The 13,257-nt window shown below is 35.6% G+C and carries 14 protein-coding genes; 7 read left to right on the forward strand and 7 right to left on the reverse strand.

The features are described 5' to 3' along the window. Positions 1-116 precede the first annotated feature (116 nt). Positions 117-2,645, reverse strand: a complete 2,529-nt coding sequence (gene mprF / locus AC3ANL_RS16140) for a bifunctional lysylphosphatidylglycerol flippase/synthetase MprF (RefSeq protein WP_488325435.1) — start codon at positions 2,643-2,645, stop codon at positions 117-119. Positions 2,646-2,914: 269 nt separating this feature from the next. Between mprF and AC3ANL_RS16145 the strand changes: the two genes are divergently transcribed. From AC3ANL_RS16145 to yidC, 6 genes are all read left to right on the forward strand, one after another. Then, positions 2,915-3,367, forward strand: coding sequence for a cupredoxin domain-containing protein (locus AC3ANL_RS16145; protein ID WP_488325436.1), 453 nt, complete (start codon positions 2,915-2,917; stop codon positions 3,365-3,367). 325 nt (positions 3,368-3,692) lie between these two features. Continuing rightward, positions 3,693-5,918 carry a formate C-acetyltransferase gene (gene pflB / locus AC3ANL_RS16150; RefSeq protein WP_488325437.1) on the forward strand — a complete coding sequence of 742 codons (2,226 nt, stop codon included), beginning with the start codon at positions 3,693-3,695 and terminating at the stop codon, positions 5,916-5,918. Positions 5,919-6,003: 85 nt separating this feature from the next. Then, positions 6,004-6,756: a pyruvate formate-lyase-activating protein gene (gene pflA / locus AC3ANL_RS16155; protein WP_488329747.1), complete on the forward strand. Its 753-nt coding sequence runs from the start codon at positions 6,004-6,006 to the stop codon at positions 6,754-6,756. A 129-nt stretch (positions 6,757-6,885) separates the two neighbouring features. Beyond that, the gene (locus AC3ANL_RS16160) at positions 6,886-7,617 is read left to right on the forward strand and encodes an urease accessory protein UreH domain-containing protein (RefSeq protein WP_488325438.1); all 732 of its coding nucleotides are present in this window, start codon (positions 6,886-6,888) and stop codon (positions 7,615-7,617) included. A 110-nt stretch (positions 7,618-7,727) separates the two neighbouring features. Then, the gene (locus AC3ANL_RS16165; RefSeq protein ID WP_488325439.1) at positions 7,728-8,018 is read left to right on the forward strand and encodes a hypothetical protein; all 291 of its coding nucleotides are present in this window, start codon (positions 7,728-7,730) and stop codon (positions 8,016-8,018) included. Positions 8,019-8,049: 31 nt separating this feature from the next. After that, positions 8,050-8,841, forward strand: coding sequence for a membrane protein insertase YidC (gene yidC / locus AC3ANL_RS16170; RefSeq protein WP_488325440.1), 792 nt, complete (start codon positions 8,050-8,052; stop codon positions 8,839-8,841). A 39-nt stretch (positions 8,842-8,880) separates the two neighbouring features. Here the strand turns inward: yidC and crcB (AC3ANL_RS16175) are convergent, their stop codons facing one another. From crcB (AC3ANL_RS16175) to AC3ANL_RS16185, 3 genes are all read right to left on the reverse strand, one after another. Then, positions 8,881-9,240: a fluoride efflux transporter CrcB gene (gene crcB, locus AC3ANL_RS16175; protein ID WP_488325441.1), complete on the reverse strand. Its 360-nt coding sequence runs from the start codon at positions 9,238-9,240 to the stop codon at positions 8,881-8,883. Next, the gene (gene crcB, locus AC3ANL_RS16180) at positions 9,237-9,632 is read right to left on the reverse strand and encodes a fluoride efflux transporter CrcB (RefSeq protein ID WP_488325442.1); all 396 of its coding nucleotides are present in this window, start codon (positions 9,630-9,632) and stop codon (positions 9,237-9,239) included. The genes crcB (AC3ANL_RS16175) and crcB (AC3ANL_RS16180) overlap by 4 nt, the downstream gene beginning before the upstream one ends. 67 nt (positions 9,633-9,699) lie before the next feature. Beyond that, a complete protein-coding gene (locus AC3ANL_RS16185) occupies positions 9,700-9,903 on the reverse strand; it encodes a DUF6501 family protein (RefSeq protein ID WP_488325443.1) in 204 nt (67 codons plus the stop codon). Between the two features lie 223 nt (positions 9,904-10,126). Here AC3ANL_RS16185 and AC3ANL_RS16190 point away from each other — a divergent pair, with 223 nt between their 5' ends. Then, positions 10,127-10,255 (forward strand): sporulation histidine kinase inhibitor Sda, encoded by a 129-nt coding sequence (locus AC3ANL_RS16190; RefSeq protein WP_488329748.1) that lies wholly within the window; start codon positions 10,127-10,129, stop codon positions 10,253-10,255. Positions 10,256-10,360: 105 nt separating this feature from the next. Here the strand turns inward: AC3ANL_RS16190 and mnmH are convergent, their stop codons facing one another. The 3 genes from mnmH to trpA form a co-directional block, all read right to left on the reverse strand. Then, positions 10,361-11,437, reverse strand: a complete 1,077-nt coding sequence (gene mnmH / locus AC3ANL_RS16195) for a tRNA 2-selenouridine(34) synthase MnmH (RefSeq protein WP_488325444.1) — start codon at positions 11,435-11,437, stop codon at positions 10,361-10,363. 216 nt (positions 11,438-11,653) lie between these two features. Next, positions 11,654-12,235: a hypothetical protein gene (locus AC3ANL_RS16200; RefSeq protein WP_488325445.1), complete on the reverse strand. Its 582-nt coding sequence runs from the start codon at positions 12,233-12,235 to the stop codon at positions 11,654-11,656. 235 nt (positions 12,236-12,470) lie between these two features. Then, a complete protein-coding gene (trpA, locus tag AC3ANL_RS16205) occupies positions 12,471-13,256 on the reverse strand; it encodes a tryptophan synthase subunit alpha (RefSeq protein WP_488325446.1) in 786 nt (261 codons plus the stop codon). Position 13,257: the final 1 nt, after the last annotated feature.

Here is a 13,257-nt window from a genome sequence, read left to right on the forward strand (position 1 = left end):
TCCTATTAGATTTTATCAGATTTTTCAAAGTAATAAAGTGGAAATTTAATGAAATACTCTTTGGAAAAACCTTTTTCAATAAAAAAACCAGTGGGAGAGCACCCACTGGTCAAAATTTATATTCTTTTTTTCGAAATTAACAATGTAATTTGAGCCATTATGAAGGGCAATGAAGATTTCTTTCGATATGCCAAATATTTAGGCTCCCAAATATTTGTATATTTTTCTTTAAATTTCCGTAAGCCTTTAAAGTGATAAATAAAGTGGCCGTGCAAGAAAATTTGTGCGGCAATTTTCTCACTTAAAAAGGAAAATCTCGAAAGACCAACATTCGCTAACGGTGCCATGCCCATATTAAATCGTTCATACCCTTGTTCCTTGGCCCAGTCAATTAGCGATAGAAAAAGGAAGTCGATCGTGCCTGCTGGTGAGTTTGTTCTCATTCTCATTAAGTCTACGGAAAGGGTTCGGTAATGGTCGTATACATACATGATGCTCATGAACCCTTGTATTTGTTTATTTTCATTTCTTACAATCGCAATGGGAGCTTTATTCAAATAATGTTCATCAAAGAAACCTAACGAAAATCCTTTTTCTTTTCGCCCTTGTAACCAATCATCCGAAATCTCTCTTAATTCTTTCAGTAATTTTGTTGAAAAGGGTGGCTGCAACAATTCGAAACTATATTTTTCACGATTAAATTTATTTTTTAATGTCCGTAATCCCTTCATTTTATTTCCAAAAAGTGAAAAGCTTCTAAGGTCGACAAAGGCTTCCTCTCCCAATTTAAAAAAGGCAAAACCGTGACCATGTAAATATGGCAGCATATCATCACTTACTTGATAAAAAACAGGGGTAAAGCCATAAAGATCGGCTATTTCTTGAAATTCCTCAATGGCGTTTGATAATTCTTGTTTGTCTCCAATCGGATCGCCAAGGATAACTAACTTATCTGCATATTTTTGGAATGCAATTAAAACATTCCTTTGTTTATTCCAAAAGACATATTTATCGTGCAAAAATATTAAATGAGATAACACTTTTCCCTGATACACAGTTAAATGATTAATAATCTCCTGCTCATGACCAATTGATTTCTCTAATTTCCACTTTTTTGGCAGACTGATTAAATATCCCACCGATAGGATGACTACCGCAATAACCAATCCAATGAAGGCACTTGAAAATAAATCACGATAATCGACAATCACATAAGGCAACAGTTTCTCAGGCATGGATATTTTTGAGATTGGTAAATTTAAATACCCGATCAAAATATACATTGAAGTAATAATTAATATGACTGTCACATCGAAGATGGTTTTTCCCCAAGTCAGAACATAACTTTCACGATAAAATTGTCCTTTAGACATTCTTAGTAAAAGGGCCACAATAATTAAAAAAATAGCTTCTTCATAATCGATCCCTTTGAAAATAGAGAATAGTGAAGCAAGAATCAGTGCAAGCATGGTCAAATCATAGGTTCTTTTCACATTATACTCAATTCCTCGTGATAACCCTAGCAATAAAAAACCAGCTGCTACAGAAAGTTGATGTGAGACATTAATAATCGGAAATGATAACAGTTCTTGAGCAACCCTTAGTCTTGACATAATCCCTGGTACACTAGCTGAAAGAAGCAGGATTAACCCTGATAGAAATACAAGCATTGTTAAAAGAACATGACTAAACCCTTGAATAATCGCTTTCGGCAAGTAATTCCAGGATTTGTTCCATCTTTCCCAATAAAGCTTTACAAACAAGCCTAAACTAATCAAAAAGGGAATAAAGTAATACCCAATCCGGTAAAAAAGGAGCAAAACAAGGATCTTTTCCTGAGGTATTTGTAAATCCTGCATACCCCAAATAAAAACTAAATCAAATGAGCCTAGTCCGCCTGGAATCATACTGATAATGCCTGCACATGCTGCAACTATATAGACGGGAAAAAGGTTTTTTAATGAGATAGGGATTCCTAATACCTTAGTTAGAATATAAATAGCAACAAACACAGCGACCCATTCTATAACTGATACAATGACCAGTTTTAGGCTTACATTAAGGTTTATAAATGACTGATTGTCTTTTTTAGATTTAACGATATGTATAATGAGAAAAACTGGTAAATACAACCCCACACCAAACACAGCGAAATAGAGCCACTTCGTATCAGCAAACAACGGAAAATGGCGGTAACTGATCGTAACAATCCAAGATAGTACGGAAATACCGGTTAAGTAAAATAGGGAAACTGATGCAATAACCCCAATTAGTCTTCGCTTATCCTTTTCCACCTTATGAAAAAAGTAAGTACGAAGCATGGCACCCACCAAGCCCCCAAACCCAATTAGGTTTGAAAATGAATTTGCTATAAACGATTGTTCAAAAAGTTCTCTTTTAGAGACTTTTACCTTTAAAATCCTTACTAAAATGACATCATATAAAACCATTGGTAAGACCGCAGCTAGCGTAACCACAAAGATAAATAATAAAAGCCAGAAATTCAATTGATTAATTTCATTTTTTAGTAATTCACTATTTAAATTTCCAGTAAATTTTTTCATCTCTATTATGGCAAAAATCAACAAGAGCAGAGGAAAAATAAATTTTGCATATTTTAAGATCTTTTCTCTTCTTATCCCCAACAAGATTACCACCTATTTTTTCATTCCTGTTTTTAATATAAACTGTTCACCAGGAAAAACAAAGAAATATATTCCAAAATGGATTATTGTCAGTTTTATTGTTGACAGAATATAGAGTCTTCAACCGCAAATAACCAAAACCCACCCACTCTATTTAACAGCTTAAATAAAAAAGCATATTAAAAAATAAAAGTTTATAGAAAAGTGACAAGTTTTCCAGACTACTCAGCATATGTATTAAATAGGACAAATTATCAAGGAGGTATAGCGTGAAGTTTTTAGTTTTTAAAAAAGATACCTTGCTTTTTTATTTAGCAATCGGAGTCATTTTGGCTAGTTTTTCGGCATGGTTTATGTTCAAATCCGGAGATACCGCAGTCTTTAATCCTCAATCAAATAAGGAAATTCGTGAAATCCACATGGTGACGGGGGAATTTAAGACCACATTAAAAAATGGGAAAGAAATAGAAGCATATCGTTGGGACCCTGGTACGGTGATTCTTGAGAAAGGCGAAAAGGTAAATCTATTAATTAACGGAATTAATGGTGAAAGCCATCCATATTATATAGAAGGAACAAATATTAAAGGGGTTGTAAAAAAAGGGAAAGAGACGGTAGTTCCACTACAATTTAATAAAGAAGGAACGTACCGTTTAATTTGCGAGATCCACTCGGATAGAACGCATAATGGGCCAATGATTGCATATATAGTTGTTGATTAAAAGCAGGAATCTCCCTCCTGCTTTTTTCATCTGATCATAGCGTCTGTTTCATAATTTTATACTATTGTTACGTTGCTATTGCTGGTATATTCTTATATAACAGAATTCAGTTTTGGTTATTTTTTTATAGTACAGTTTTATGTTTTTTCTAGATTTGTTCATAGAATTTTCAAATTCATACCCATAAAACCCTTATTGTTCAATCCTTCACAATTTCTTAACAATTAATGTGATATTTATCGCATTTATGCTGTTATACTTTACTCATGATTCAAATAGCTAATCTGTTATATATTTTTTCTACTAACTTAAGAGGTGAGAAATAATGGAACAATGGCAAGGATTTAATAAAGGAAAATGGTCAACTGAAATTAATGTTCGAGATTTTATCGTAAAAAATTACTCTGAATATCAAGGAAATGACTCTTTCTTATCCGGCCCTACTGAAGCGACAAAAAAACTATGGGATCAAGTTATGGACCTTACTACTCAAGAACGAGAAAATGGCGGTGTCCTCGAGATGGACACTGAAACCGTTTCTACCATTACATCACATGGTCCTGGCTACCTAGATGAAGAACTTGAAAAAGTAGTTGGTGTTCAAACTGATAAGCCGTTTAACCGTTCCCTACAGCCTTTTGGTGGTATTCGGATGGCAAAGCAAGCTTGTGAATCTTATGGTTATGAATTAAGCCCAGAAGTGGAAAGGATTTTTACTGATTATCGTAAAACCCATAACCAAGGAGTTTTTGATGCCTATACAGAAGAAATGAGACTTGCTCGTAAGGCTGCTATTATCACTGGTCTTCCTGATGCTTATGGCCGTGGACGTATTATTGGAGACTATCGCCGGGTTGCATTGTATGGAGTCGATTTCTTAATGAAAGAAAAACAAAAAGATTTCGCTAATACAAGCAGTGTTATGACTGAAGATGTGATGCGTTTACGCGAAGAACTTTCAGAACAATATCGTGCATTAAAAGAATTAAAACAACTTGCTAAAAGCTATGGATTTGATATTTCCAAGCCGGCTCAAAATACACAAGAAGCTTTCCAATGGGTATATTTCGGTTATTTAGCGGCTGTTAAAGAACAAAACGGTGCAGCAATGAGCCTTGGCCGTGTTTCTACTTTCTTAGATATTTACGTCGAAAGAGACCTACAAAACGGTACATTAACAGAAATGGAAGTTCAGGAAATTGTTGATCATTTCATCATGAAACTTCGTCTTGTTAAATTCGCACGCACACCAGATTATAATGAATTATTTAGTGGTGACCCAACATGGGTAACAGAATCCATTGGTGGTATGGCAAACGATGAACGTTCACTTGTTACGAAGAACTCTTTCCGTTTCCTTCATACATTAGATAACTTAGGACCAGCACCAGAACCTAACTTAACAGTTTTATGGTCTTCTCGTTTACCTGAAAACTTTAAACAGTATTGCGCTAAAGTTTCGATCAAAACTAGTGCAATCCAATATGAAAACGATGATATTATGCGACCTGAATATGGTGACGATTACGGAATTGCCTGCTGTGTATCTGCTATGGAAATTGGCAAACAAATGCAGTTCTTCGGTGCTCGCGCTAACCTTGCAAAGGCTCTATTATACGCCATTAACGGCGGCGTTGATGAAAGATTAAAAATTCAAGTTGGTCCACTTTATCGACCAATTACTTCTGATGTGTTAAATTATGATGAAGTAATGGAAAAATTTGATTTAATGATGGATTGGTTAGCTGGATTATACATTAATACCTTAAATGTTATTCACTATATGCACGATAAATACAGTTACGAACGAATTGAAATGGCATTACATGATACCAAAATACTAAGAACAATGGCAACTGGAATCGCTGGTTTAAGTGTTGCAGCTGACTCTTTAAGTGCGATCAAGTATGGCGAAGTGAAAGTCCTTCGTGATGAAAACGGGCTTGCAGTAGACTTTGAAATTACAGGTGATTTCCCTAAATACGGTAACAATGATGACCGTGTCGACAACATTGCTGTTGAAATTGTTAAAACCTTTATGAAAAAACTGCGGAAACACGTTACTTACCGGGAATCTGTTCATACCTTGTCAGTACTTACGATTACATCAAATGTAGTTTATGGTAAGAAAACAGGTAACACCCCAGACGGACGCCGTGCTGGTGAACCATTTGCACCAGGTGCTAACCCAATGCATGGCCGTGATACAAAAGGAACATTGGCATCACTTTCTTCTGTTGCTAAACTTCCATACGCATATGCAATGGACGGAATTTCTAATACTTTCTCGATCGTTCCTAAGGCTTTAGGTAAAGAAGAAGACAGTCAAATTCGCAACTTAGTTTCCATTCTTGATGGCTATTCTATCAAAGAAGGACATCATCTAAATGTTAACGTCTTTAATAAAGAAACATTATTAGATGCGATGGAACATCCTGAACTATATCCACAGTTAACCATTCGTGTTTCTGGATATGCAGTAAACTTTATTAAACTAACAAAAGAGCAGCAGCTTGATGTTATTAACCGAACTTTCCATGAATCATTGTAAATAGATTAAATTGAGGATATTCCAACACAAAGGGTCTGACTCTTTGTGTTGGAATACCCACTGCTTAAAAATAAGGGGGATCATCATCATGAACGGAAATATTCATTCCATTGAAACATTAGGGACAGTTGACGGACCAGGGATTCGTTATGTTATTTTTACACAAGGCTGCTTGTTACGATGCCAATTTTGCCATAATGCAGACACTTGGGAAATTGGTACAGGAAAACAAATGACTGTTTCCGAAATCATGGATGATCTGATTAGCTATCTTCCTTTTATTCAAGCGTCTGGTGGCGGCATTACAGTGAGCGGCGGAGAACCGTTACTGCAAATTCCATTTCTAACGGAGTTATTTAAAGAATGTAAAAAGAAAGGCATTCACACCACTATTGATTCATCTGGCGGCTGCTTCTCTCATTCTAAGCTCTTTATTGACCAGCTTGAAGAATTATTACAGTATACGGACTTGATATTGCTAGATTTAAAGCATATCAATCGAAAAAAACATATCGAGCTTACTGGAATGGCAAATGACCACATTCTTGAATTTGCACAATTTTTATCCAATCGAAAAGTACCGATTTGGGTGCGTCATGTTCTTGTTCCTACAGTGACCGATGATCCAGAGGACCTGCAAAAACTAGGAGAATTTATTGGAACACTTAAAAATGTTCAAAAGATAGAAATTCTCCCTTACCACAAACTTGGTGTTTATAAGTGGGAAGCCTTGGGACATGAATATCCTTTAAAAGATGTCGAGCCGCCTACTGAAGCAAAAGTAGCATTTGCCAATCAAATGCTGACTGCCCACTGGAAGACCCCTTTTAAACACTGATTCATGAGTGAATCAGTGTTTTTTCTTCCTAAATAGTGAACTCTTTTTATCTGCATATTTTCTTGATAATTTTATAGTATCTTAGTATCGTGACTCCCATATTGCTCGAGAAATGAAGGGTGAAAAAATATGTATGAAATACTAAGTTCTATTAGTAGATTTTTAAGCAGTCCCATTGTCGTCTTAATGAATGAAACAAAAAACGTACCACTACTTGCAGCCTTTTTACTAGGAATCATTGGAGCACTAGCCCCCTGTCAACTCACAGGAAATATTAGTGCCATCACCTTCTATGGGAATAAAAGCCTGCAAACCAAGAAACAATGGAGTGAAGCACTCATGTTTATTCTTGGCAAAATCGTCGTATTTTCTTGTTTAGGACTTGCCGTTTGGTTAATAGGACGTGAGTTCCAAACAGGCATCACTGGTTTCTTTGTGGCTTTTCGAAAAATAATTGGACCACTTATTTTACTTTTAGGATTGTTTTTACTTGATGTAATTAAATTGAATTGGATCAACAGAATTTTCTCTTGTATACCCACAAGTCAAAATGGCGGAATTTGGGGTTCATTTTTAATGGGCATCAGCTTTTCAATTGCCTTTTGTCCAACAATGTTTGTCTTGTTTTTTCTTACTTTAATGCCCATTGTGTTAAGTGCAAGTTATGGAGCGTTTCTACCGACTATTTTCGCCATCGGAACTTCCCTGCCCCTCATTATTGTCCTGTTGATTATTTGGTTCCTTGGAGTAGATGGATCATTGATGAAAAAGAGCAGAAAATTTGGAATGGCCATCCAAAAATCAGCAGGAATCCTTCTCGTTTTAATTGGGTTGTTGGATACCATCACATATTGGTCTTAAAAACTATTATAAATATCATGATGATATGACATTTTAACATCGATAAAATTGATTCTTTTTCGATTCTCCTATATACTCATATCATTGACATTTTAGTGAGGTGATAATTTTTGTTTCAATTGCTAATTTATTTATCAGATATGGATGCTTTAAACGCCCTTTATGTCAGTATTTTCTTAGGCATCACGTTAAAATATTTATGGGCGTGGGGTGTGGAAGATTCATTTATCGGCTCTATTTCTGATCCTGCAAATACAAAAATTATTCAACCGTTAGCTTTTTACCGAAAAAGAAGTAGTTTAAACGGAAGTTTTATTCTGAAAAGAATTGTTAAATATATTCGTAGAAAAGAATGCTCTCAGGAAGATTCTGAGGAACCATTTTCCTTCCTTTTTACTTAAACCATTAATCAACACACTTTTAGGAGGAAATATGAAAACGAAACGATCTTCACTTTTACTGTTAGCACTTTTAATTGTACCTACATTATTATTGACAGCTTGCTCATCTCAGACTCAAAAAGGAGATAATAGCGGGTTTTTTCAAACCTATTTTGTTCACCCATTTTCATCTATCATTCATGCTACTGCTGAATTGTTTAATGGGAACTATGGGTTAGCCATTATTATTGTTACTGTGGTGATCAGACTTGTGTTAATGCCATTGATGCTAAAGCAATACAAAAATCAAATGGCTATGAAAGAAAAAATGGATGGATTAAAACCTGAAATGGATGCCATTCAAAAGAAAATGAAGACAGAAAAGGATCCTAAAAAGAAACAGGAACTTCAAACGGAAATGATGGGTCTTTATAAAAAACATGGTGTCAATCCGCTAAATATGGGTTGTTTGCCAATCCTTATTCAAATGCCCATACTTACCGCCTTTTATTATGCTATTCGTGGTTCTGAGGAAATTGCAACTCATAAATTTTTATGGTTTAACTTAGGACATCCAGATATCATCATTACCATCATAGCTGGTCTTGTATATTACTTTCAATTTAAGGTTTCACAATCTACAATGCCAACTGAGCAGCAGCAGCAAATGAAATTCATGGGATTAATGTCACCGCTTATGATTGTCATGTTTTCCTTTAATGCACCTGCTGCACTTCCGCTTTACTGGGTTGTTGGTGGAACTTTCTTAACGCTTCAATCCATGATTAGCCGGAGACTGTATCAATCAAAAAGACATGCAAATACTCCTGTTCAACAAAAATAAATTCGTATAAAAAAGAAGCATTTCAAAAATGCTTCTTTTTTATACCATTTTTCCTACCCAAATGCCTCCAAGAGCGAGCACGATTCCGAATAAGTAACTAATTCCAAGATAGCCATACAATAATTTGTTTTTTTTAGCCTCTTTAAGCTGTTCGGACTCTAGCATCAACGTGGAAAAGGTTGTAAATGCCCCCATAAACCCGATTCCTAATAAGGCGTACAGATGTCCATTTATTTGCATACCAATTATTATTCCTAGTAAAAAGGCACCCGCTAAGTTTACTATAAATGTTCCTGCAGGAAAGCTTGTCCTATTTCGATTCTGTATGCTTTTACTAAGGGCAAATCTCATGATTGCTCCAAAGAATCCGCCGACTGCAACAAATAGAACGTCATTCATATGACTCCACTCTCTTTCCTATCCCTATATCCGCCTATTTTCTTCCCTGCTCTTACAAAAAAAATACCACCAAACAAACTGATAGACATATATAAGAAGCAAAAAAAGTATGCTTTTAGTTCAAACAAATGAACCGTTTCATAGCAATAAGTGGAAAAGGTCGTAAAAGAGCCAATCACACCTGTCGTTAATGCTGTTAACAGGTTGGGGTTTAGTTTTTTAGGGATCACCCATCGGTATGTAATCCAGCCTAAGACGAAGCATCCCATTAGATTGATGAAAAGCGTACCGAATGGAAAGTCTCCCCTCCAGATTAAACCGGAAAAAAAAGATAAAAAATAGCGGAGTAAACTCCCTGCAATACCACCCAGTCCTACAAATAAATAGATCAATTTGAACCCTCTTCTCCTCTCTCGTTCAAAAAAAAACTGGAGGAATTAGCCTCACATTCTTGTTGATTTATGCATCTTGAAAATATTCCTTGTAAAATCCGCCCACTTTTCCAGTATTGTCAATGATGTAATAAAACTCTTCGGTTTCGTTTTTTACATCATAGACTTTTCCAGTTGTTAAAGCGTTATTCACAAGATATTTTTTTGCATCCGTATGAATACATTTTACTTTTTTTACAGTTTCGCGATCTTTCCATGATAAATGTATCATTGTTGCCACGTCCTTTCGGTCTTTGTCCATGTTCTAGTATAAACAATTCCCCAGCTGATTCGCAACAAAATCCCTCAACTACTTAATATAAGAAAATAAATATATTGTGAACCTTTTTCAACTTTTTCTCAATAAGGGTTCTCAAATCGGATGTAAGCCATTACAATAGTAAAAACTGAATATTCAATCCACTTTCCAAGGAGGGCATTCTTAATTGAAAATTATGAGTAACGAACAGTTGGTTGGATTGTATCGGGATGCATTAAAGTCTGGAGAGGAAAAGGAAAAGGAATGGATAAAGATTTTAAAGGATGAGATCCAACGCCGAGGATTAAGACCATTAAAAAAATAATTGGTTGATAAAGGAAACCGCTGAATTTACATTCAGCGGTTTTTTATTGAATATACCATACCAGAGCGAAAGCATCTCTATTGTGTACTTTTAGGAATTAGAGAACTACAGGTGTTTTTGGGTTTCCAAAACAGGTGAAAAGGATAATTCATGCAATTTTTTTGCAATTTTTTCTGCTGCATCAACCGGGTTATCTGCATAGATGTCAATAAACTCTCCGATATACTCTTGCTTAGCATGGTTATAACGCGGGTCATAGTAGTGTTCAAGCAAAATAAAAATCATATCGCGATAATTTTTTTCAGCTAGGAATTGTAGAAGACTTTTTCTAATCTCTACATCTTTAACGCGTTTTAATACCCTTTCAATACCTAACGATATTTTTTCAAAAAACCAACTTTCATGCTGATACGGCAACACATACTCAGAGACAAGATGATTTACCCTTTGTTCAATGGACGAATGTACATAAATATTTATACCATTAAATTTTACATCCATTAATTTCTCTGGTTGAACCGACTTACCGATTCTTTTGCTTTCGGCCTCGACTAGAAAATAATCGCTCCCCTTAAGGTCCTGCAAACCTTTATATAAAAGGGAATCAAAAGTTTTTTGGTTGTGACCGTCACTTAGACCAATGGTTCCAAATATGGATCCTCGATGGCCAGCCATTCCTTCAAGGTCAAGAATAGGATAGCCATACCCCTCCAAGATTTTCAAAGCTTCCGTTTTCCCCACACCTGTCATTCCATGAATGACAACTGCTTTATCAGGAATAGCACTAGGTATTCTCTCAAGAATATAATGACGGTATTCTTTATATCCACCTAGTAAACGCCATGCATAAATACCAGCAAACTCCAAAAAGGTCACTATTGCTTTACTGCGCGTTCCGCCACGCCAACAATGTATAATCAATTCTCCGTTCGTATGATACGATTTTATTGTCTGTAAAAGGTCAGGAAGTTTGGGTGAGACAAACTCCATTGCTTTCCACTTGGCCGCTGCTTGCCCTTCTTGTTTATAAATGGTACCCACTACTTGACGTTCTTCATCTGAAAATAATGGAACATTAATTGCTCCAGGAATAGCACCATCGTTAAACTCAATCGCTGATCGTATATCAATTATGACCCGTTCCTTTAAGTTAAAAAGATCTTCAACAGTTATTTCTTTCATCTATGTTACGCTCCTATAATAATAATGATAATCCGATTGATAAATTATCTATATAAAACAAACAAAACTTCCACTACTGGAAGTTTCTAACGAATTATTTCATACATGAAAAACATTTTGCCAAAATATTTCTCATCACGAATACATATCTATTATAAAGAAGATAACCGCTGCTATCAAGAAATTGAAAAATCTTATCAGGATTTAACGTTTTCCTTAAAAACGAAATGGAGTTCCCGTTAACTTTTCCACTGCCCTGCAAAACCTTTCCCAATTAGCAGGAAAACATTCGGTACCCGTGCTTTCATATACTATTCCTTTTGTTTTAAGTTTAACCGACCAATAATTTCCTTCAAGGATAATCCCAGCTTCTTTACAATAGGATGGTTCCCATTCCCAAATATTTAACAAGTACAGTTCTCTTTTAAATGCCTCTACATTTCCAGGCTTAGCCGTTAAAGGATCTGTAAAGGCCGGATACTTCCCTTGATTTCTCCATTCTAAAAAAGCAAACCTATTTTTCAAAAAATTGACTCTTACTTGATAAGAGATCCCTTTTGTTCCTTCAAGGGTTGCCAGCAAAGTGAAGGGATATTTATTAGGATGGATAGAAATTTTTTCTCCGTTTATCCAGAATAAATCTTTTTTTCTTGAAACAATCGATTTGATATGTGAAGGAAGGATTGGACTTTCACGATTAATGGTAAGAACCTGATTTACTTCTTGACAAATGTCTGGAATAGGCAACGGTCCTTTTTCTTCTAAAATAGAAAGTATTGTTTCGTAAACCCTCATCATTCCTCATCCTTACTTTAACATTTTAGTTGATGGTAAAGAGGTCAACTATCTAAATAACTACATGATCAATTCAAATTATAGTAAAGTTGAACACAACCTGCAGTAACAAATCACACTTTTTAGTGAAAAAGAGGATGTTTCCAAGCAAAAGGAACATCCTCTTATCTAATTAGGCTCTGTTAATGGTTACCGCTAAAATAGCGGATTCAGCAATATCATCTAACAATGCCGTATACTAAATTATGCTTGTTTCCTGTTTAAACGCGGACATTAACTCTTCCATTTCGCTTAAACGATTTTGTTCAAATAAATCAACAATTTTACTTCCCACGATGACTCCATCACAATACTTCGTAATTTCTGTAATTTGCTCTTTACTTGAAATACCGAATCCAGCCATAACAGGAAGGGGACTGATCTCTTTTACTGCCTGTAAAAATTGATTTAATTCTGCATCATATTCATTTCGTACTCCTGTAATTCCTTTGACAGTCACAGTATACAAAAATCCCTTCCCTTTACTCGAGATGGTTTTAATCCGTTTTAGTGGTGTTGTCAAGGTTACAAGGCGAATTAATTCCACCTGTTCCGCTTCAAGAAGTGGAGCAATAATATCCTCTTCTTCAACTGGAAGATCGGGAATGATACAGCCATCCACCCCAGCCTTCTGAATATCTCGTACAAAGCCTTCTATTCCATATGAATAAATAGGATTTAAATAAGTCATGAGGAGCAGAGGAATCGAAACTGCGTCTCGAGCTTTTTCTAGCTCAGCAATAATCCCTCGAAGTGTTGTTCCATTTTCCAATGCCCTAAGGCCGGCACGTTGAATCGTTGGTCCATCCGCAACAGGGTCAGAAAATGGAACTCCAATCTCAATGGCAGTAGCACCAAATTTTTCAAGTAATAAAAGCTTGTCAACTAGACCTTCTAATCCCCCATCCCCTGCCATTATGTAAGGAATAAAAGCTTTTCTATTATTCTCTTTTAATAAAGTAAACGATTTTTCAATTCGATTCATT

The sequence above is a fragment of the Neobacillus sp. DHD-1R genome (assembly GCF_057747995.1).